20 protein-coding genes are annotated in these 19,362 nt (G+C 67.8%); 7 read left to right on the top strand and 13 right to left on the bottom strand.

Annotated elements, in window-relative coordinates; translation table 11 throughout:
- Positions 1 to 7: 7 nt before the first annotated feature.
- Together J2Y49_RS08055 and J2Y49_RS08060 are read right to left on the bottom strand one after the other, a co-directional pair.
- Positions 8 to 1,231, bottom strand: coding sequence for a hypothetical protein (locus tag J2Y49_RS08055; RefSeq protein WP_310113898.1), 1,224 nt, complete (start codon positions 1,229 to 1,231; stop codon positions 8 to 10).
- A gap of 31 nt (positions 1,232 to 1,262) precedes the next feature.
- Positions 1,263 to 1,766 carry a hypothetical protein gene (locus tag J2Y49_RS08060; protein ID WP_310113899.1) on the bottom strand — a complete coding sequence of 168 codons (504 nt, stop codon included), beginning with the start codon at positions 1,764 to 1,766 and terminating at the stop codon, positions 1,263 to 1,265.
- A 398-nt stretch (positions 1,767 to 2,164) separates the two neighbouring features.
- Between J2Y49_RS08060 and hutG the strand changes: the two genes are divergently transcribed.
- A complete protein-coding gene (gene hutG / locus J2Y49_RS08065; RefSeq protein WP_310113901.1) occupies positions 2,165 to 2,989 on the top strand; it encodes an N-formylglutamate deformylase in 825 nt (274 codons plus the stop codon).
- A 75-nt stretch (positions 2,990 to 3,064) separates the two neighbouring features.
- Here the strand turns inward: hutG and J2Y49_RS08070 are convergent, their stop codons facing one another.
- The 7 genes from J2Y49_RS08070 to J2Y49_RS08100 form a co-directional block, all read right to left on the bottom strand.
- Positions 3,065 to 4,576, bottom strand: coding sequence for an ATP-binding protein (locus J2Y49_RS08070; protein WP_310113903.1), 1,512 nt, complete (start codon positions 4,574 to 4,576; stop codon positions 3,065 to 3,067).
- Between the two features lie 637 nt (positions 4,577 to 5,213).
- Positions 5,214 to 5,696: a MarR family transcriptional regulator gene (locus J2Y49_RS08075; protein WP_310113905.1), complete on the bottom strand. Its 483-nt coding sequence runs from the start codon at positions 5,694 to 5,696 to the stop codon at positions 5,214 to 5,216.
- A gap of 207 nt (positions 5,697 to 5,903) precedes the next feature.
- Positions 5,904 to 6,683, bottom strand: a complete 780-nt coding sequence (locus J2Y49_RS08080; RefSeq protein WP_310113906.1) for an SDR family oxidoreductase — start codon at positions 6,681 to 6,683, stop codon at positions 5,904 to 5,906.
- Between the two features lie 22 nt (positions 6,684 to 6,705).
- A complete protein-coding gene (locus tag J2Y49_RS08085) occupies positions 6,706 to 7,428 on the bottom strand; it encodes an HdaA/DnaA family protein (RefSeq protein WP_310113907.1) in 723 nt (240 codons plus the stop codon).
- 13 nt (positions 7,429 to 7,441) lie between these two features.
- The gene (locus J2Y49_RS08090) at positions 7,442 to 8,509 is read right to left on the bottom strand and encodes an AI-2E family transporter (RefSeq protein WP_310113910.1); all 1,068 of its coding nucleotides are present in this window, start codon (positions 8,507 to 8,509) and stop codon (positions 7,442 to 7,444) included.
- Complete coding sequence (locus tag J2Y49_RS08095) at positions 8,506 to 9,066, bottom strand: CDP-alcohol phosphatidyltransferase family protein (protein ID WP_310113911.1); 561 nt, start codon at positions 9,064 to 9,066, stop codon at positions 8,506 to 8,508. The genes J2Y49_RS08090 and J2Y49_RS08095 overlap by 4 nt, the downstream gene beginning before the upstream one ends.
- The gene (locus tag J2Y49_RS08100) at positions 9,063 to 10,442 is read right to left on the bottom strand and encodes a DUF2066 domain-containing protein (protein ID WP_310113912.1); all 1,380 of its coding nucleotides are present in this window, start codon (positions 10,440 to 10,442) and stop codon (positions 9,063 to 9,065) included. Before J2Y49_RS08100 ends, J2Y49_RS08095 begins: the two co-directional genes overlap by 4 nt.
- A 97-nt stretch (positions 10,443 to 10,539) precedes the next feature.
- Here J2Y49_RS08100 and purM point away from each other — a divergent pair, with 97 nt between their 5' ends.
- The 3 genes from purM to J2Y49_RS08115 all read left to right on the top strand — a co-directional run bounded on the left by purM (position 10,540) and on the right by J2Y49_RS08115 (position 12,545).
- Positions 10,540 to 11,601 (top strand): phosphoribosylformylglycinamidine cyclo-ligase, encoded by a 1,062-nt coding sequence (purM, locus tag J2Y49_RS08105; RefSeq protein WP_310113913.1) that lies wholly within the window; start codon positions 10,540 to 10,542, stop codon positions 11,599 to 11,601.
- A gap of 22 nt (positions 11,602 to 11,623) precedes the next feature.
- Positions 11,624 to 12,277 carry a phosphoribosylglycinamide formyltransferase gene (gene purN, locus J2Y49_RS08110; protein ID WP_310113915.1) on the top strand — a complete coding sequence of 218 codons (654 nt, stop codon included), beginning with the start codon at positions 11,624 to 11,626 and terminating at the stop codon, positions 12,275 to 12,277.
- Positions 12,278 to 12,401: 124 nt separating this feature from the next.
- On the top strand, positions 12,402 to 12,545 hold the full coding sequence (locus J2Y49_RS08115; RefSeq protein ID WP_014247532.1) for an aa3-type cytochrome c oxidase subunit IV: 144 nt from the start codon (positions 12,402 to 12,404) through the stop codon (positions 12,543 to 12,545).
- A gap of 116 nt (positions 12,546 to 12,661) precedes the next feature.
- Here the strand turns inward: J2Y49_RS08115 and J2Y49_RS08120 are convergent, their stop codons facing one another.
- The 4 genes from J2Y49_RS08120 to radA all read right to left on the bottom strand — a co-directional run bounded on the left by J2Y49_RS08120 (position 12,662) and on the right by radA (position 17,177).
- The gene (locus J2Y49_RS08120; RefSeq protein WP_310113917.1) at positions 12,662 to 13,369 is read right to left on the bottom strand and encodes an SDR family NAD(P)-dependent oxidoreductase; all 708 of its coding nucleotides are present in this window, start codon (positions 13,367 to 13,369) and stop codon (positions 12,662 to 12,664) included.
- 76 nt (positions 13,370 to 13,445) lie between these two features.
- Complete coding sequence (gene purF, locus J2Y49_RS08125; protein WP_310113919.1) at positions 13,446 to 14,894, bottom strand: amidophosphoribosyltransferase; 1,449 nt, start codon at positions 14,892 to 14,894, stop codon at positions 13,446 to 13,448.
- Positions 14,895 to 14,997: 103 nt separating this feature from the next.
- Positions 14,998 to 15,687: a CvpA family protein gene (locus J2Y49_RS08130; protein ID WP_310113921.1), complete on the bottom strand. Its 690-nt coding sequence runs from the start codon at positions 15,685 to 15,687 to the stop codon at positions 14,998 to 15,000.
- A 41-nt stretch (positions 15,688 to 15,728) separates the two neighbouring features.
- The gene (gene radA, locus J2Y49_RS08135; protein WP_310113923.1) at positions 15,729 to 17,177 is read right to left on the bottom strand and encodes a DNA repair protein RadA; all 1,449 of its coding nucleotides are present in this window, start codon (positions 17,175 to 17,177) and stop codon (positions 15,729 to 15,731) included.
- A 206-nt stretch (positions 17,178 to 17,383) separates the two neighbouring features.
- On the opposite strand from radA, the gene map reads away from it, so the two are divergent.
- The 3 genes from map to J2Y49_RS08150 are packed head-to-tail and all read left to right on the top strand — an operon-like array spanning position 17,384 to position 19,226.
- Positions 17,384 to 18,193, top strand: coding sequence for a type I methionyl aminopeptidase (gene map, locus J2Y49_RS08140; protein ID WP_310114976.1), 810 nt, complete (start codon positions 17,384 to 17,386; stop codon positions 18,191 to 18,193).
- Positions 18,190 to 18,777, top strand: coding sequence for an NUDIX domain-containing protein (locus J2Y49_RS08145; protein ID WP_310113925.1), 588 nt, complete (start codon positions 18,190 to 18,192; stop codon positions 18,775 to 18,777). Before map ends, J2Y49_RS08145 begins: the two co-directional genes overlap by 4 nt.
- Positions 18,774 to 19,226 carry a cupin domain-containing protein gene (locus tag J2Y49_RS08150; RefSeq protein WP_310113927.1) on the top strand — a complete coding sequence of 151 codons (453 nt, stop codon included), beginning with the start codon at positions 18,774 to 18,776 and terminating at the stop codon, positions 19,224 to 19,226. The genes J2Y49_RS08145 and J2Y49_RS08150 overlap by 4 nt, the downstream gene beginning before the upstream one ends.
- Positions 19,227 to 19,362 lie beyond the last annotated feature (136 nt).

A 19,362-nucleotide genomic window follows, 5' to 3' on the forward strand; every position in this document is an offset into this window, starting at 1 on the left:
TTGCGCTCTAGGGCTTGGACAACCCTTTCCTGAGTTCGGACCCCAAAAGCATCAGCGACAGGATGACGCCGGTGTCGAGATACTTGAAGCTGGTGTGGAGGCAGAGCGCCATGAGCAGCGGCGGCACCACCGCCATGGCCAGCGGAGGGTCCTCCGCCAGCAGGCGGCGCCAGGGACGAACCAGGGCGCACAGATAGGCTCCAAGCGCCACCATGCCCAGAAGCCCGGTCTTCAACAGGCTGTAGCTGACCAGCGTGTGGGTGTAGCTGACCCGCCATCCGCCGACGGCCGGATTCGCGATGCGCGCTCCCCATCCATCGCCGAACAGCAGGGCCCAGGGCGACGAGACGGCATGGTCGATCACCGCCGCCGCTTCCTCCCAACGCGTGTTGGCCCCGGTCAGCCGGGTCTTCTCCGCCACCTGTTGCCAGGCGCCGACCAGCGCATCCCCGGCGGGCAAGACGACGAAGCCGGCTGCCAGCAGCAGCGGCACCGCCAGCCAGGGGCGCCGCCGCACCCACCACAGGGCCACCACCGTCAGAGACAGCGCGGCCAATCCCAGGGCGGTGCGGTGGACCGCTCCCGCCAGTGCGCCGAGGCAGAGCGCTCCCCCGGCGGCGCAGGCGAACGCCGCGATCCACCGCCTGAACGATCCCCCGACCGCCACCAACGAAAGCGCCAGCGCCGGCAACGCCACCGCAGCGAACAGCACCGATGGGGCATTCAGCAGATAGGCGCCGCCGTCCGCCATCGCCCGCGTGCCGACGGCACCGAAGCCCCAATCCGCCTGCTTCCACCAACGCAAGGCCAGCAGCAGCCCTGCAAGCGCCAGTCCGCCAGCCAGAAGGCGCACACCCCAGGCTCCGGCGCGCCGCAATGCGGGAACCAGCAGCACGGGCAGGAACAAATAGAACAGCGGCACCACGTCGCGCAGGATATCCGCCGCTTCCCAGCCCAGCGCCGCCCCGCGCAGCAGCGGCACCCACAGCAGCCAGCCCAACGCCGCGACCGCAACCGCCATCCAGGCCGCATCACCCGAGTCGCGCAGGGCGTGCCCGGTCGCCACCATCAAGGGCCGCCTCCAGCCGATGGACAGCAGGATCAGCAGGCCGATCGTGACCTCGCCCCAGCGCAGGGACGGCGGCGCCGGAACGCTGACGCCGCCATACAGCAGCAGCGCCGCCGCCATGGCCGACGCCGAAGCCAAGCGCAGCCCGGTCGCGGCGGTCACCGCCGCACCGGCGGTGACGCGTCGATGCCGGTCAGGCCCAGCGCTGTTCGGCGCGATCCAACCGGTAGAACAGCCCTTCCTGCGGACGCAGGCGCAGGGTTCCGGTGAGGGTCACCGGCTCGCGCGTGGCGGACAGCGCGATGGAGGAGTGGACATGCATCATGCCGGCCGGACCGGGGCTTTCGCAGGCGGGACAGCCCATCGGGTTCGCCGACAGGATGAAGCGGTTGTGGGTGGTGCCGCCGGTCAACGGAACCATGAAGCCGCGGATGGTAACGGTACGGCCGTCCAGAGCGGACACCTTGACCGGAAACTGCGGATCGCCGGCCAAGCCCCCCAGCCGGACCGCGCCAAGGTCGCGCCACAGCGCCGTGGTTTCGTCCAGCGGCAGGTGGAAGGGGCCGGCGGGGTGGCTGGGCGCATCGGCTGTACCGGCGGCCCACACCGCCCAGCCGGCGACGGGTGCCAGCGCGAGCGGCAACAATATCTGGCGCCGGCCGGGCATGGCCGCGCCAAGACGGGTGGCGGAGTTCATGGTCGCTTCTCCCCTGCTGCGTTGCTTCGTCACCGGGGCTGCGAAATCGGGGCGCCGTGTGTTTTGGAAGTCTTTGGTCCGGTCGCCGGGGGACAGCTTGATCCGGTGCTGGGCGCCGCCTTCTGCCGGGCGGTCGCCGAATGCGCGGGAGTGTCCGGCAAGTCGGGCCTCCGGTCAACGGCCAATTCGGTGTGCCTTTGTAGGGAATGCGGTCCGGAAGGACAGGGTCTCCTTGTGCGGATTCAACAGGTGCGGCATCACTTTGTGCGGCATCACTGCAAGTTTCAAAAAAACGCAATGTGTTTGACGGAATACGGCAGTGCGCTCCATAGTCCACCGGCTGTCCCTGCCGCACTGCACACAGCCCTGAGCCAGCCGTTCCTGTAACGAGACGAGCCATGGAAACCTTCCGCTTCCAGCCTGGCGAAACGCCGGTCCTGCTCAGCATTCCGCATGTCGGGACCATGGTTCCGCCGGACATCGCCGCGACAATGACGGAACACGGGCTGGCACAGCCCGACGTCGACCGGCACCTTGACCGGTTGTATCATTTCGCCCCGGCGCTCGGAATCGGTTTTCTTACGGCGCTCTGTTCGCGCTTCGTGGTGGATCTGAACCGCGATCCCGACGGTCTCGTCGCCCAGCCCGGGCTCGATCCAACGGAGATCTGTCCGCTCACCACCTTCGATCACGCACCCATCTACCAAGCCGGGCAGGAGCCCGATCGGGCGGAGATCGAACGGCGGGTCGGCGCCTACTGGCGCCCCTATCACGACCAGTTGCACAGCGAGTTGCGGGCTCTGCGCGACCGGTTCGGGGTCGCGGTCCTGTTCGACGCCCATTCCGTACGCAGCCGGGTTCCGCGCTTCTTCGACGGCACCCTGCCCGACTTCAACCTGGGCACCGGCGACGGCAGCAGCGCCGCACAGCCGCTGGTCGCCCGTCTGATGAACGTCCTTTCGGCATCGGAACGTTACTCCGCCGCATTGAACGGCCGCATGCGCGGCGGCTACATCATCCGCAGCTATGGCAAGCCGGAAGAGAACATCCACGCCATCCAGTTGGAGCTGACCCAGTCGACCTACATGGACGAAGATGCTCCCTACCGCTTCCGCCCCGATCTGGCGGCCGAGGTGAAGCCCGGGCTGGAGCGGCTGATGAGCGCGGTCGTCGAATGGTCGTGGCAGAAGGCCACAGGCCAACGCCGCGCGGCGTATCTGTAACGGGGCTCCCCTGATAAAGAGTGGCCCTCCCCCGTCGCCGGGGAAGGGCCGAAGGACGGCCTGATCGGGGATGGATCAGATCTGGCCGCGCTCGCTCGCCTGACGCATCAGGACGTACTGGCGCATCATCTGATTGCGGAAGCGGTACCGTTCCAGGCCCGGCTCCACCATCGGGGCCAGGACGCCGCCATGGTCCTCGCGGGTCAGGCGTTTCAGCAGGTCCAGCGTCGCGGCACTCGGCAACTCGCCGCTGTCGCCCGCCAGATCATTGGGGTCGAACACGCCATAGGCATCCGCCGGGCACAGGGCGGCCGCCAGCAGCGCATCCTCCAGCTCCGCGCGGCGGTCGGCGGCCAGCGCGCGGGCATAGCTCTCGACGATGCCGCGCTCGGCCTCCTGCAGACAGCGGGCGACGGCATAGGCCAGATCCGGCCGCTCCACCAGCTTGCTGCCGCGGCTGACAGCACTGCGCGCCGCATGCAGGCCGAGAAGCTGCGCGTAATAAGGCAGCCCGCGCACGAATTCGGCGATCCGCCGCACCACGTCGGGCGCGAACTCGATGCCGGCATTCTGGGCGCCGGCCTGGATCAGCCGGCCGATCTCCTGATCGGTCATCAACGGCAGATGCACCGGCACCAGCGACCGCTGGATCGACGGATGCTTGCCCAGCAGCTGGTCCAGATTCTCGGCGACGCCGACCACCAGCAGCGTGACGGGGATCGAGCTGTCGGTGAGGTTCTTGAACAGCTCCGCCAACTTGTTGCGGAAATCCTCGTCGAGAACGCGGTCGTACTCGTCCAGGATCAGCAGCACATGGGTGGCGTGGATGCCCGCCAGCACCTCGTTCAGTTCGGTGACGCTGAAGGTACCGTCCGGCAGCAGCTCGTTCAGGCTGGCGAAGTTGCGCCGGGCCGCGAACGGGTTGTCGAGCGCGGAGCGGTAATAAGTGGAGGGGATCTTCTTCAGGAAGTGCCTGAAGATGTCCTCGAAGCTCAGTTCGCCGCTGCAGGTCAGCTTCAGCGACAGATAGCCGGCCTGCCCGGCGATCTTCTCGATCGCATTGGCGACGGAGGTCTTGCCGCGGCCGCGGTCGCCATAAAGGATGACGTGCGCCCGCTCCTCCTCGATCGCCGAGATGATGCGGCGCAAGGTGTCGTTGCGGCCGATGAACAGGCCGTTCAGCTGCTGCTTCGGCCGCGTCGGGGTGAAGGCTTCGCGCAGCAGACCGTTCAGCTCCGGCGTCAGGCCCTTCAGCATGGCGGGCGCGTTGGCGCCCATGCCGCCGCGATAGCCGCCGTTGACCGACATGGTGAAGCGCGGCAGGTCGTGCTCGCTCTCCGCCTCGCGCCCGCCGGGCTGCGGGAACATGTGGCCGCGGCGGTCGCTGGTGGCGTCGTTGTCAATGATGTCGGGCTGACGCGGTGCTGCGGGACCGCGCATCGCCTCGAACCCGCCCCGGCCCTGCCCCCCGTCGACCGGACGCAGGAGCGCCCCGCCGGGCCGGGAGAACCCGGGAGCATTGGGGAAGTTGCCGGCGGCGGGACCAGGGCCTGAGATCCCCGGCCCCGCCATACCGGGTCCGCTCATGCCCATACCGTTGCCGGTGGGGCCATTGCCAGCAAGGCCGCCACCCAGTCCGCTGCCGCCAAGGCCGCTGCCGCCGAGACCTGCACCGCCAGCCGCCGGCATCCGTTCGTCCGCCACAGCGGCCGAACGACGCTTCCGAAAGAAATTCCGCATCCGTCCCAATCCCCACGCGTTGTCGGCGTTCGCGGAACCGTTCCCCTTTCGGCTTCTCTGTCGGGCCAGGAACGGTTCCGCGTGTTCACGATGTAAGCGCTGTGCCGGCCGGGGTGGGCTGGGATTTCGGATATAATACCGACGCGGCATCCCTCGTTCGGAGACCTCTTCCGACAGGGCTGTCGCCCCGACGCCATAGGCCCGCTCAGCCGATCAGAATCGGCCCGACCGTTGCCCAGCCATAGAGCACGGCGAGGAACAGGGCGAGGGTCATGCATTCACGCAGGAAAGCCAGAACCGACATGCCAACCTCCATTGTTCGTGTCTTGTTCCGGTATAGCTACCAGAACGGACACGGAACGGCAACCGCGCAGTTCTGCCTATGTTCCTGTTATGGGCGCGGGTGTTCCTTCTCGGACACAGATCGAACGGGTAGGTGGGTATAAGATTACGTGTCGGACGTTCGATAATTTCGGGTTGGAGCTCAGGCTGGATCGGCGTCGTCGTAGCGGATCAGGTCGGTCCAGGCGCGCTCCAGCCGCCGCAGGGTGCGGTAGGTGGTTTCGAAATCGGCGCCGTCGCTGTCGCTGCGCAGCAGGCTGTCGGCCCGCGTCGCTTCCAGCTTCTTCAGCCCCTCGCAGGTGGCCAGCCCCTGTTCCGACAGCTTGAGCCGCGCGGCCCGCCGGTCGCGCAGGGACGGGCTGCGGTCGACATAACCGGCTTCCACCAGATGCTTCAGATTGTAGGAGGCGTTGGACCCCAGGTAATAACCGCGCTCCAGCAGATCGCGGACCGACAGTTCCTCGGTTCCGATGTGCAGCAGCATCAGGGCCTGGGTCGGGCTGAGGTCGGTCACACCGATCCGGGCCAGTTCCATCCGAAGCACGTCGAGGAAGCGCCGGGTGATGCTTTCCATGACGCGGCCAAGGTCGGTGTAGACCGCGGGGGCCGCCACGCTCTGCTGCATGCTCATCGTTCCTGTGCCAGTGGCTTTTCAGCCGTTGTCCGGTCGCCGCGGCACCGCCGCGCTTGCGAACCGGCGGACCGGGGAAGCGGTGCCGAAGCCCCCTTCCCGCGGTCGTTTCTTAATGGCCTGTGACGATGGGCGGATTTTGATGCGAATTGGAGGGACAAACTTGAGACGTGGGGGCTTTTCCGCCCCTCTACCGCCCCTTTACATGGTGCCCGGGTAGGCTCCGCCGTCCAGAAGAATGTTCTGGCCGGTCATGAAACCGGAACTCGCAGCACAGAGGAAGGCGCAGGCGGCCCCGAATTCCTCCGGATCCCCGAATCGGCCGGCGGGGTTTCCCTTGCGGCGCAGGTCCATCTCTTCGTCGATGCTGCGACCGGCGGCCTTGGCTCCGCCTTCCATTGTCTTGCGCAGGCGGTCGGTCTCGAACGGGCCGGGCAGCAGATTGTTGATGGTGACGTTGTGTTTCACCGTCTGGCGCGACAGTCCGGCGACGAATCCGGTCAGGCCGCTGCGCGCACCGTTCGACAGTCCGAGGATGGGAATCGGTGCCCGCACCGCGGCGGAGGTGATGTTGACGATCCGGCCGAACCGGCGGGCGATCATCCCGTCCACCGTCGCCTTGATCAGGAAGATCGGCGCCAGCATGTTGGCGTCAAGGGCGCGAATCCAGTCCTCGCGGTCCCAGTCGTGGAAATCGCCGGGCGGCGGCCCGCCGGCATTGTTGACCAGGATGTCCGGCTCCGGACAGGCGGCGAGTGCCGCGGCCCGTCCCTCTTCCGTCGTGATGTCGCCGGAAGCGGTGGTGACGGTGGCGCCGGTCGCTTTGCGGATTTCCTCCGCCGTCGCCTCCAGCGCATCGGCGTTGCGGGCGGTCAGGGTGACATGCACGCCCTCGCGTGCCAGCGCGAAGGCGCAGGCGCGTCCCAGCCCCTTGCTGGCGGCGCAGACGATGGCGCGGCGGCCGGCGATACCCAGATCCATGCTCGTCCCTTCCTTGATGTTCTCAGCGGGTCGTTTTGGAACCGGATCGTTGTGGTTCCGTCTGTTGCAGTTCCGAAAGGACCTCGCGCGCCAGCGGCACGGTCACCCCGCGATGGGCCGCGAGCGATGCGTGGTCCAGTGCCGCGACCAGCCGGCGGGCGAAGTCGAGCGACCGCTCCATCCGTGCCAGCAGATAGGTGATGACCTCCAGCCCCGGCCGCAATTGCCGGTCGGCGAACAGCTTCACCAGCACGGCGGCGAGCAGCGCGTCGTCGGGCGGACGAACCTCGACCGCCGGCGCCCCCTTGATGCGGGACCGCAGGTCGGCCAGCCGCGTGCGCCAGCGCGACGGCGCCTTGCGCGAAAGCAGCAGAAGATGGCCCTGCTGCTCGCGGGCGAGATTGTAGAGGTGGAACAGCGCCTCTTCCCGCTCGGGCCTGCCGGACACCGCATCGGCATCCTCGACCACCACGGCGTTTGCGGGCGCCAGCAGCCCCGGCACCACACCCGAGTCGAGCATATCGCCCCTGGTGATGACGGCATGGCTGCGGGCGCGCCAGACCTGGGACAGATGGGTCTTGCCGCAGCCGGCCGGTCCGAACAGGGTCAGCGCCGGAGCCGGCCAGGACGGCCAGCGGTCGAGCCACGCCACCGCGTCGGCATTGCTGGACGCCACGAGGAAGTCCTCGCAGCCCATCGCCGTCCGGTGCCCGAGGTCGAGCGGTATCTGCGCCGGCAAGCTCATGCGGACACACCCATCAGCGTTCCGCGTCGGTGCCGCGGTAGTACGGGCTTGAGAGATACTGTCGCAACGCGAAGCGGGTCAACACGCCGATCACCGCAGCCACCGGAACCGCCAGCAGCACGCCGACGAATCCGAACAGGCTGCCGCCGGCCAGCAGGGCGAACATCACCCAGACCGCATGCAGCCCCACCTTGTCGCCGACCAGCTTCGGCGTCAGGACATTGCCCTCCACCGCCTGCCCGAACAGGAAGATGCCCACCACGATGGCGACCCGCCAAAGCTCGTCGAACTGCAGCAGGGCAAGCCCGGTGCTGGCGACGAAGCCGAAAAGGCTGCCGACATAGGGAATGAAGGACAGAATCCCCGCCATCAGGCCGATCACCAGCCCGAAATCCAGCCCGGCCGCGGACAGCGCCAGCGCATAGAAGACGCCCAGCACCAGGCAGACCATCGCCTGCCCGCGCACGAAGCCGGACAGAGTCACATTCACCTCGCGCGCCTGCTCGCGCACGGTATCGGCATGCTGGCGCGGCAGCCACGAATCGACCTTTCCCACCATCACGTCCCAGTCGCGCATCAGATAGAAGGCGACGATGGGCGTGATGAACATCAGGGTCACGATGTCGAACACTGCGAGGCCACCGGACAGGATCCGGCTGACGATGCGACCGACCATCCCCGCCACCTCGCCGGCATAATTGCCGGCGGCGGCGCGCAGCCGCTCCACGTCGTCGGCCGGCAGCCGGTGGATGAAACGGTCGAGCGCCGGGATCAGCCGCTCCTTCACCAGGGTGGCGTAGGTCGGCAGCACCTCCAGCAGATGCGAGATCTGCCCCTGCACCAACGGCACAAGAAGCAGCGACATCAGCACCAGGACCAGCAGGAATCCCAGCAGCACCAGCGTGGTGCCGAGCCAGCGCGGCAGCCGCGCCCGCTCCAGCCGGTCGACAAGCGGGTCGAGCAGATAGGCGATGGCCAGCCCCACCACGAAGGGCAGCAGCATGTCGGCCAGCAGCCACAGCGCAAGGACGAACAGTCCGAGCCCGATCAGCCAGAAGCGGAGTTGCTTGGCCGACGTCACGGAACGCCGCCGAGCCGGTTGAACAGCAGGGCGCCGCGCCGCGCGTACATCAGGCCGGACAGCACCGTGGTCACCGTACAGGCGTACACCAGCACATCGACCAGCTCCCACCCGTACAGATGGATTTCCGGCAGGCCCAGCGCCGGCGGCGCCAGCACCGCGGCGGCAAGCGCGATCTGGACCACCGTGTTCACCTTGCTGATATAGAGCGGCTGCATCGCCAATGTCTCCTTCAGCGTGAACAGCAGGATGACGCCGCCGATGATCATGATGTCGCGGAAGATCACCATCATCGCCAGCCACAGCGGGATCGACCCGACCCAGGCCAGCGCGACGTACACGCCGACGATCAGCGCCTTGTCGGCCAGCGGATCGAGGTAGCCGCCCAGCACCGTACGCGCCCGGAACATGCGGGCGATGGCGCCGTCCAGCGCATCGGACAGGCCGGCGGCGACGAAGAGGGCGAAGGCCCACTCCATCTTGCCGGTCAGGATCATGTACATCGCGGCCGGAACCGCCACGATGCGCAGGAAGGTGATGATGTTCGGAACGCTCACGGCGCGCTCTTGGCCGGCAGCGTTCCCAGATTGCGCGGCGGAGCGCCCAGCGTGCCGCCGGCATCGAGCGGCGCAGACGGCGCCAACGACATCGGCGAGGCCTGGATCGGGGACGCTGCCGGCGAAGCGGAGGACGGAACGGCCCCGGCCGACGCGGCGCCCGACCCGCGCGGCAGCAGCGTCAGCTGCCAGTCGGCGGAGGGAACCGGCAGCGGCGCACCGGGATATGCGGCGGGAGCGGCCGCGGCCGTGCGCGCAAGGCCCAGATCCTGGCGGGCAAGCGCCTGGGCCAGCTGGTCGGGATCGCCGCGATGGGTCATGGTGATCAGCGCCTCGCTGCGGCTGATCGACATGAGATTGGTCCGGGTCACCGCATTGACGGAGGAAAGGCGCTTGCGCGTCTCCACCCAGTCGTTCACCGCCGACAGCGGAATGCGGACCAGGGTGCTGTGCTCCGGACCGGTCGCCGTGGTGTGCTCGCGCCGCCAGGACTCGTCCAGCTGGGTGCCGACCGCGGCGACCGCGCGGGTCAGCACGTCGTCGGCGCTGCTGCCGCTCTTCACCTGCACGACCTGATTGTCGCGCGTGCCGTCCAGCCCATAGCGCGTGACGTCCACCGTCATGCCGCGCGCCGGATCCGGTCCGTTGGCCGGCAGATCGGTGCGGGCGACGACGACTCCACCGGCCTTGTAGGCCTGGGCAATGCGGCCCAGCGCCTCGGCATTGCCGGCGATGGCGTCCTCGCCGCTGATCGCCTGGGCGTCGGTCAGTTCGCCGTCCGGCACCACCAGCGGCACCAGGGACGCGGCGGGCTGCCGCGCCTCCCACGCTGCGCGCCAGGGGGTGCGGTCCTGCCACAGGATGGTGCGCCCTTCGGTCAGGGTCACCGGCAGGATGACGAAGGGACGCGACGGCGGCTCGACATACTGGGTGGCGCCGCCGCTCTGGCCGAGCGCATCGCGCACCGCATTGGGGCGGAAGCGCACGGTGATGGCGCCGACATAGCGGCTGGCCGACACCTTTTCCTCATCGATCTCGAAGCCCTGGACCAGCCTGGCGATCTCGTTGTCCGACAGGCGCGGCGGGGTGCCGCCGGGAACGAGGCGGCGGTAGAGCTCCGCCCAGGCCTTGGCCTGCGCCTCGCGGATGGCCTGGTCACGGACCGTGGTCGGATTGCTGCCGTTGATGTCGACCCGGACGCCCGACACCGCGAAGGGGTCGGCGGCGGACGGCATGGCGGCAGAGGCGGCGGCAGATGTGGCGGCCGGCGGCGGGGAACCGGTCTGCGCACCCGCCGGCCCGGTCATGGTCAGGACCAGAGCGGTGGACATGGCAGCAAGACCGGCGAGGAGCGGCGCGCGGCGGCGGTGGAGCATTGCAAAGCCTTCCGATTCGAGTATGTTCGGCCCGAGCCCAAGGCCCGGTATATAGCTCAGCCCAAGCGAGGATACCATCAGCACCCAGTCCTATAACATGTCCGACGCCTACAAGCAGGCCGGTGTGGACATCGATGCGGGCAACGCGCTTGTCGAAGCGATCAAGCCCCTTGCCCGCTCCACCGCGCGTTCCGGCTCCGACGCGGGGCTGGGCGGCTTCGGCGCCCTGTTCGACCTGCGCGCCGCCGGCTACCAGGATCCGCTCCTGGTCGCGACGACCGACGGCGTCGGCACCAAGCTGAAGGTGGCGATTCTCGCCAACCGTCACGACACCGTCGGTATCGACCTCGTCGCCATGTGCGTCAACGATCTGGTGGTCCAGGGCGCGGAGCCGCTGCTGTTCCTGGATTACTACGCCACCGGCAAGCTCGACGTGGCCGCCGGACGCGACATCGTCGCCGGCATCGCCGAAGGCTGCCGTCAGGCCGGCTGTGCGCTGGTCGGCGGCGAGACCGCCGAGATGCCGGGCATGTATTCCGAAGGTGATTACGACCTCGCCGGTTTCTCAGTCGGTGCTGTGGAACGCCAGCACGCGCTGACCGGTTCCACCGTCCAGGCGGGCGACGTGGTTCTCGGCCTCGCGTCCACCGGCGTGCATTCCAACGGCTATTCGCTGGTGCGCAAGCTGGTGGAGAAATCGGGGCTCGGCTACGACGCCGCCTGCCCGTGGGACGAGTCGAAGTCGCTGGGCGAGGCCCTGCTGACGCCGACCCGCATCTATGTGAAGAGCACGCTGAAGGCGGTGCGCGCCGGCACGGTCCGTGCCATGGCCCACATCACCGGCGGCGGCCTGATCGAGAACATTCCGCGCGTCTTGCCCGACGGGCTGGGTGTCGTGCTCGACGCCTCGACCTGGGCGCTGCCCCCCGTCTTCTCCTGGCTGATGAAGACCGGCGGCATCGCCCCGTACGAGATGGCGCGCACCTTCAACGTCGGTCTCGGCATGGTCGTCGTGGTTCCGGCCGACAAAGCGGACGAGGCCATCGACATCCTGCGTGAGCTCGGCGAGACGGTCTACACCGTCGGCACCGTCACCGCCCTGAAGGACGGCGACGCCCGCGTGACCGTCAACGGCATGGACGCGGCCTGGACCGCGTAAGGGACGCCCAAGGATATTTTAGATGAGCAAGTTGAAGCTCGGCGTCCTGATCTCGGGGCGCGGCAGCAATCTGCAGGCGTTGATCGACGCCTGCGCCGCGCCGGATTTCCCGGCCGAGATCGCGCTGGTGTTGTCCAACAAGGCCGATGCCTTCGGCCTTGAGCGTGCCGCCGCGGCCGGAATCGCCACCGCGGTGGTCAGCCACCGCGACTATCCCGGCGACAAGCCGGCCTTCGAGGCGGCGATGGATGCCCGGCTGCGGGAGGCCGGCGTCGAGCTGGTCTGCCTCGCCGGCTTCATGCGGTTGCTGTCGCCCTGGTTCGTCGGGCGCTGGCAGGATGCGCTCATCAACATCCACCCGTCTCTGCTGCCCTCCTTCAAGGGCCTGGACACCCATGAGCGGGCGCTGGTCACCGGCGTCCGTTTCCATGGCTGCACGGTCCATCATGTCCGTCCGGCGATGGACGATGGTCCGATCATCGCGCAGGCCGCAGTTCCGGTCCTGCCCGGCGATGACGCCCAGCGTCTGGCCGACCGCGTGCTGGAGGCGGAGCACAAGCTCTATCCCCACGCCGTCCGCCTGATCGCGGAGGGACGCGCCCGTGTCGACGGCGATCTGGTGCGGATCGACGGCCCGGTGCCGGAACTGGCGACCGTTCTCAACCCGCCTCTGTAGGCGGGCTCTCTCTTCCGGCCCCTACCCTTCCGGCATAGTTGACGGTTCCGCTCGGAATCTGTTGCGTTTCCGTACGCCTGCGTCAGAATTGCGGGCAAAAGAAACTGTTGGAGGGTTGATCGATATGGCGGCCGTGAGTCCCAACCCGGTCAGTGAAGAGACCGTACGTACCCATCAGGCGACCTGGATCGCCTTCACCAAATTCATGAAGTACAGCATCGCCGGCGTCATCGCGGTGCTGGTTCTGCTGGCGATCTTCACCCTGTAAAGGCGGCAAGTTCAAAGGCCGCGGCTCCACTTCCACCGCCCTTCCCCGCCTGGTGTCTGCCGGCCACGGGGAAGGTTCGGGAGGAAGGTGGTATGCGACGACGAGTCGGAGCCCGGTTACTGCGCCAGAACCAGTTCGCCGTGCTTCGTGCAGCCGGCCTCGGCCAGCTCCACGAATCGCTCGGTCACCTGATCCGGCTGGGTGATCTTCTTCGGATCCTCGCCGGGGAAGGCCTGGGTGCGCAGTTTGGTCGCGACCACGCCCGGATCGATCAGGTTGACGCGCACCGTGGAACTGGCCACCTCCATCGCATAGGTCTTCACGATCATCTCCAGCGCTGCCTTGCTGGCGCCGTAGGGCATCCAGTAATGCTGCGGGGCCTTGGCGGCGGCCGAGGTGACGAAGATGGCGCGCCCCGTACCGGATGCGCGCAGCAGCGGATCCATCGAGCGGATCAGGCGATAGTTCGCCGTCACGTTCAGGTCCATCACCCGCGACCACAGCTTGGGATCATATTGTGCGACCGGGCCCAGCGCCTCCAGCGCGCCGGCATTGCCGACGACCACGTCCAGCTTGCCGAATCGCTCATACAGCGCGTGGCCGAGCTGGTCGATTTTGTCGTAGTCGCGCAGGTCCATCGGCACCAGGGTCGCCGACTGGCCGGAGATCTTCTGGATGGCGTCGTCGGTCTCCTCCAGCCCGCCGACGGTGCGGGCGACCAGGACCAGATGGGCGCCTTCGGCGGCAAAGCGCTTGGCGACGGCGGCGCCGATGCCGCGCGATGCGCCGGTGACGAGGGCGATGCGGCCGGAGAGACGGGACATGGTGGAGACTCGTTTCCTGGGTTTTTGTTCGTTTACATAAGAAAAACCCTCTCCCGAGGTGGGAGAGGGTGCGAAATCAAGCGCGGACGGCGACGTTCGCCTCGACGGGCGGATTTTCCAGCGCGTCGGTCAGCGGGATCGGATAGTCGCCGGTGAAGCAGGCGTCGCAATATCCGAGGTTGGCCGGATCGCGCTTCTCCTCGCCCATCGCCCGATAGAGGCCGTCGAGCGAGATGAAGGCGAGGCTGTCGGCCTGGATGAACTCGCGCATCTGCTCCACCGTCATGCGGTGGGCCAGCAGCTTGCCCTGCTCCGGCGTGTCGATGCCATAGAAGCAGGGGTGCGAGGTCGGCGGGCTGGAGATGCGCATGTGCACCTCGGCGGCACCGGCGGCACGCACCATCTCGACGATCTTCTTCGACGTGGTGCCGCGGACGATCGAGTCGTCCACCAGCACGACGCGCTTGCCTTCGATCATCGCGCGGTTGGCGTTGTGCTTCAGCTTCACGCCCAGATGGCGGATCTGGTCGGTCGGCTCGATGAAGGTGCGGCCGACATAGTGGTTGCGGATGATGCCGAGGTCGAAGGGCACGCCGGCTTCCTGGGCATAGCCCAGCGCCGCAGGCACGCCGCTGTCGGGGACCGGCACGATCACGTCGGCGGGGACACCGGCCTCGCGGGCCAGTTCACGGCCGATGCGCTGGCGCGCCTCATAGACGGAGGTGCCCTCCATCACGCTGTCCGGACGGGCGAAATAGATGTACTCGAAGATGCACAGGCGGCGCTGCTGCGGCTGGAACGGACGCAGGCTGTGGACGCCGCTGGCATCGATGACGATCATCTCGCCCGGTTCGACGTCGCGGACATATTCGGCACCGACGATGTCGAAGGCGCAGGTCTCGCTCGCCAGGATGTGGGTGTCGCCCAACCGGCCCAGCACCAGCGGACGGACGCCGAGAGCGTCACGCACGCCGATCACCTCCTTGGAGGTCAGCGCGACCAAAGAGAAGGCGCCCTCGACCTGCCGGACCGCCTCGATCAGGCGATCCACCGGCGAGCCGCCGCGAGCGGTCGCCATCAGATGGACGATCACCTCGGTGTCGGTGGAGGACTGGAACAGGCAGCCGCGGCGGACCAGCTGGCGGCGCAGGGTCTGCGCGTTGGTCAGGTTGCCGTTGTGGGCCAGCGCGAAGCCGCCGAACTCGAAATCGGCATACAGCGGCTGGACGTTGCGGATCGAGGTGTCGCCGGTGGTGGCGTAGCGCACATGGCCGATGGCGCTGGCGCCCTTCAGCTTGGCGATGATCGCCTCGGAGCTGAAATGGTCGCCGACCAGGCCCAGCGTGTGCTGCAGATGGAAACGGGCGCCGTCGAAGCTGACGATGCCCGCCGCCTCCTGCCCGCGGTGCTGCAGGGCATGCAGGCCCAGCGCCGTGATGGCGCCCGCCTGCGGGTTGCCGTAGATGCCGAACACGCCGCACTCTTCGCGCAGCTTGTCGTCGTCGAACGGATGCGTCGTCAGCATCACCAGAAGTCCTTCGTCCAAGAGGCGCCGTCGGCGCGCGTCAGCACATGCAACGAGAAAACGGTCCACAAACGTCGATAGCGCCGAAACCGAGCGGTCAAGCTCAGCGGGCGTTGTTCTGCATCAGCCTTTCAAGGTCGGCGCGGTCGCGGTCCTTATAACCGGTATCGGGTGCCGGTGCACCCCCGGTCTTCGCGGGGCTGGGTACCGGCGTCGACAGGCGGTCGAGCGCCTGCTTGGCTTCCATCGCCTGACGTGCGCGGTCGCGCGCCATGTCCATCTGGCCGAGCCCTTCCCTGCGCAGGTTCTCCGGAACGAAGCCGTAGAGCGTCTCCGCCCCCATCGCCAGGAAGGGACGGGTCTTCGCCCCCTGCAGCCAGACCGGCTGTTCGGCCGGGTTTGGCACCAGCCACAGGAAGAACAGGTAGGCGATCGATACCAGCACCCCGCCCTTCACCAGACCGAAGACGAATCCCAGCGTGCGGTCCAGCGCCGACAGGGCCGAGGCCTGCACCCCGCGCGACAGGCTGCGGCCCAGCAGCGACAGCACGATCAGCGCGATGATGAACACCCCGACCGCGGAAGCGGCGTAGGCCAGCATCTCGAACCGGATATAGATCTGCGCGTAGGGAAGGACATGGGGCAGCGCGTAGAGCGTGATCACCGCAGCGCCGGCCCAGGCGGCGACCGACACCACTTCGGCCACCATGCCGCGGCTGAAGGCGAGCAGCGCCGACAGAAGCAGGACGGCGATGACGACGATGTCCACCGGATTGACGGGAAGGTTGTCCATTGCCCTGTGCCGATAATTGAAATGCCGATCGAGGGGTGGCGTCAGATGAATTCGTCGTCGCGCCAGCGGCGCGTGTCGTTGTCGTCATGGCCGCGTCGTGAAGGCGGCCTGCCGGTGGAACCCTGCGACTGGAACAGCGGCATCAGCTCGCCCAGCTGCTGGAGTTCCACGGTCTTCAAGCCGTTGTCGCCGCGGCTGCCCTTCTTGCCGGTGCGCCGCGCCGGGAAGATGGCGGAGGTGAAGCCGAGCTTCGCCGCCTCCTTCAGCCTCGTGTCGCTCTGGCCGACGGCGCGGACCTCGCCGGACAGGCCGATCTCGCCGAACACCACGGCGTCGGCCGGAACCGGCTCCCCGGTCAGCGACGACACGAGTGCGGCGGCCACCGCGAGATCGGCGGCCGGTTCGGTGATGCGCAGTCCGCCGGCCACATTCAGATAGACGTCGTTGGCGCCGATCTGAACGCCGCAACGCGCCTCCAGCACCGCCAGCACCATGGCAAGGCGGGCCGAGTCCCAGCCGACCACCGCGCGGCGCGGCGTGCCGAGCGGCGACGGGGCGACCAGGGCCTGCACCTCGACCAGGACGGGGCGGGTGCCCTCCATCCCGGCGAAGACGGCGGCCCCCGACACGTCGCCGCGGCGCTCGGCCAGGAACAGGGCGGACGGGTTGGCGACCTCGCCCAGCCCGCCGTCGCCCATCTCGAACACGCCGATCTCGTCGGTCGGGCCGAAGCGGTTCTTCACCGCGCGCAGGATGCGGAACTGATGACCGCGCTCGCCTTCGAAATAGAGGACGGTGTCCACCATGTGCTCCAGCACGCGGGGACCGGCGATCATGCCTTCCTTGGTGACGTGGCCGACCAGCAGCAGGACGACGCCGCGCCGCTTGGCGACCCGGATCAGCTCCTGCGCGCTGGCGCGGACCTGGGCGACGGTGCCCGGTGCGCTGTCCAGATTGTCCATATACATGGTCTGGATCGAATCGATGACGATCACCTCCGGACCCTTGGCGTCGTCCAGCGAAGCGACGATGTCGCGCACACTGGTGGCCGAGGCCAGATCCACCGGAGCCGATGCACAGCCCAGGCGCTGGGCGCGCAGGCGGACCTGATCGACCGCCTCCTCGCCCGAGACATAGGCGCAGCGGTGGTCCTGCGACAGCCGGGCCATCGCCTGGAGCAGAAGGGTCGATTTGCCGATGCCGGGGTCGCCGCCGATCAGGATGGCCGAGCCGGGGACCAGTCCGCCGCCGCAGACGCGGTCGAATTCGGCGATGCCGGTCATGCGGCGGGGCGGCGCCTCGCTGGAGCCGTGCAGGCCGACGAAGTCGATGCGGCGTCCACGAGCCGGCCCGAGCCCCTTCGGCGCACTGTCGGGTGCGGCCTCTTCGACGAGGCTGTTCCATTCGCCGCAGCCGTCGCACTTGCCCGCCCATTTGGGGAAGGAGGCGCCGCAAGCTTGGCAGACATATCGGGTGGTGGGCTTCGCCAAAGGTCTGGTAGTCCGATGGGGATAAGGCCCGCCACATATAGCAAGCCGTTCCGCCGAATCCTACGCTTGCAGGGGTGGAATGCAGGGGCTTTTTTCAGACCGGGGGCATGATAGCTTGTTGCGCGGTTTTAAGCAGGTCCATCTCCCCGGGGCGGGAGAAGGGTTTCGAAGAGGAAAAGAGGATTTACGTGACGGATGACGGTCTGATGGACAAGGAAGGCAAGCGAATCGTCCTGCATGGCCCGGAAGGCTTTGCGGCGCTGCGGAAGGCCGGTCGGCTGGCCGCCGAGACGCTGGATTACATTACGCCCTTCGTGGTGCCGGGCGTCAGCACCGGCCGGCTCGACAAGCTGATCGAGGAGTTCCAGCGCGACCGGGGCGGCATTCCGGCGACGCTCGGCTATCATGGCTATCCGGCCTGCAGCTGCATCTCGCCCAACCATATCGTCAACCATGGCATCCCCAGCGACGACAAGAAGCTTGTCGAAGGCGACATCGTCAACATCGACGTCACCGTGATCCTGGACGGCTGGTATGGCGACAGCAGCCGCATGTACTTCGTCGGCGAGAAGATCGGCGTCAAGGCGCGCAAGCTGGTCGACCTGACCTATCGCTGCATGATGGCCGGCATCGCCCAGGCCAAGCCCGGCAACCATCTGGGCGACATCGGCCATGCCATCCAGACCATGGCGGAAGCTGCGCGCTGTTCCGTCGTCCGCGACTTCGGCGGGCACGGCATCGGGCAGGTCTTCCACGACGCGCCGCATGTGGACCATTTCGGCAAGCCCGGCACCGGCGTGGAGCTGCGCCCCGGCATGGTCTTCACGGTAGAGCCGATGATCAACGCCGGCCGGCACGAGGTGAAGATCCTGTCCGACGGCTGGACCACGGTCACACGCGACCGCTCGCTGTCGGCGCAGTTCGAGCACCAGATCGGCATCACCGAGGATGGCTGCGAGATCTTCACGCTTTCCCCCGCCGGCTACACTCAGCCTCCCTATGGAAACGCCGCATGAGCGACGAACAGAAGCCTTGGGAGGTGCTGGGCAGCCGCGACCTGCTGGACGCCAGCCCCTATCTGAAGGTGCGGGCGGAGACCGTCCAGTTGCCGGACGGGCGGACGGTCGAGAATTTCTATCAACTCGACCAGCCTGACTTCGCGCTGATGTATGTCGAGACCGCGGATGGCCGGGTGGTGATGCTGCGCACCTACAAGCATGGTGCCCGGCGCGTCAGCCTGACCTTCCCGGCCGGCGCCATCGACCCCGGCGAGGACCCGCTGGCCGCCGCCAGGCGCGAGCTGCTGGAGGAGACCGGCTATGCCGCCGACGATTGGACGGCGCTGGGCGGTTTCGTGGTCGGAGCCAACTCGAAGGGCAGCACCTGCCACATGTTCCACGCCAAGGGCGCCCGCAAGGTGGCGGAGCCTGACAACGGCGACCTCGAAGACATGCGGATCGAACTGCACAGCACCCGCGACCTGATCGACGCGGCGGCGCGCGGCGACTATGCCGTGCTGCCGGTGATCGCCATGCTGGGAGCAGTTCTGATGCCGGAACTGCGCGAGGGGCTCGGCATGGCGGCGCGGAGCGTCCGATGACCGGCCACGCAATGACCGCCGAGCGGATGATCGAGTTGCTGGGTCTGCAGCCGCATCCGGAAGGCGGCTGCTACGCCGAGACCTACCGGGCGCCGGCGGATGGCCGGCGCGGGGCGGTCACCGCGATCTACTTTCTACTGCGGGCTGGGGAGCGGTCGCACTGGCATACGGTGGATGCCGTGGAGATCTGGCTCTGGCATGGCGGGGCACCGCTGGAGCTGTCGGTCTATGAGGAAGGCGGTGCGGTCGAGCGCTGCCGGCTGGGCATGGACATCGAAGGCGGCGAGCGGCCGCAGGCGGTGGTACAGGTCGGCGCGTGGCAGGCGGCGCGAAGCCTCGGCGACTGGTCACTGGTGAGCTGCACCGTGGCACCGGCCTTCGAGTTCACCGGATTCAGGATGGCGCCGGAGGGGTGGGAGCCGCCGTCAGATGATGCCATGCGGAGTTAGACCCCCACCCTAACCCTCCCCCGCTGGGCGGGGGAGGGGATCACGTGCCTTATGGAGAAGATCGCCTTCCCTTGCGAAGCGGGGGAAGGAGGGGACCCATGCAAAGCATGGGGAGGATGGGGGCACCGTCAGCCGA

Source organism: Azospirillum sp. BE72 (genome assembly GCF_031455875.1).
GTDB lineage: Bacteria > Pseudomonadota > Alphaproteobacteria > Azospirillales > Azospirillaceae > Azospirillum.

Bases quoted from the DNA above. Each gene is read 5' to 3' on its own strand.
- J2Y49_RS08120 (WP_310113917.1), bottom strand. From the start codon at position 13,369: ATGTCCCGTCTCTCCGGCCGCATCGCCCTCGTCACCGGCGCATCGCGC.
- J2Y49_RS08070 (WP_310113903.1), bottom strand. From the start codon at position 4,576: ATGAGCGGACCCGGTATGGCGGGGCCGGGGATCTCAGGCCCTGGTCCC.
- J2Y49_RS08150 (WP_310113927.1), top strand. From the start codon at position 18,774: ATGACCGGCCACGCAATGACCGCCGAGCGGATGATCGAGTTGCTGGGT.
- J2Y49_RS08060 (WP_310113899.1), bottom strand. From the start codon at position 1,766: ATGAACTCCGCCACCCGTCTTGGCGCGGCCATGCCCGGCCGGCGCCAG.
- purF (WP_310113919.1), bottom strand. From the start codon at position 14,894: ATGCTGACGACGCATCCGTTCGACGACGACAAGCTGCGCGAAGAGTGC.
- J2Y49_RS08130 (WP_310113921.1), bottom strand. From the start codon at position 15,687: ATGGACAACCTTCCCGTCAATCCGGTGGACATCGTCGTCATCGCCGTC.
- J2Y49_RS08145 (WP_310113925.1), top strand. From the start codon at position 18,190: ATGAGCGACGAACAGAAGCCTTGGGAGGTGCTGGGCAGCCGCGACCTG.
- purM (WP_310113913.1), top strand. From the start codon at position 10,540: ATGTCCGACGCCTACAAGCAGGCCGGTGTGGACATCGATGCGGGCAAC.
- map (WP_310114976.1), top strand. From the start codon at position 17,384: ATGGACAAGGAAGGCAAGCGAATCGTCCTGCATGGCCCGGAAGGCTTT.
- J2Y49_RS08085 (WP_310113907.1), bottom strand. From the start codon at position 7,428: ATGAGCTTGCCGGCGCAGATACCGCTCGACCTCGGGCACCGGACGGCG.
- J2Y49_RS08100 (WP_310113912.1), bottom strand. From the start codon at position 10,442: ATGCTCCACCGCCGCCGCGCGCCGCTCCTCGCCGGTCTTGCTGCCATG.
- hutG (WP_310113901.1), top strand. From the start codon at position 2,165: ATGGAAACCTTCCGCTTCCAGCCTGGCGAAACGCCGGTCCTGCTCAGC.
- J2Y49_RS08075 (WP_310113905.1), bottom strand. From the start codon at position 5,696: ATGCAGCAGAGCGTGGCGGCCCCCGCGGTCTACACCGACCTTGGCCGC.
- purN (WP_310113915.1), top strand. From the start codon at position 11,624: ATGAGCAAGTTGAAGCTCGGCGTCCTGATCTCGGGGCGCGGCAGCAAT.
- J2Y49_RS08080 (WP_310113906.1), bottom strand. From the start codon at position 6,683: ATGGATCTGGGTATCGCCGGCCGCCGCGCCATCGTCTGCGCCGCCAGC.
- J2Y49_RS08115 (WP_014247532.1), top strand. From the start codon at position 12,402: ATGGCGGCCGTGAGTCCCAACCCGGTCAGTGAAGAGACCGTACGTACC.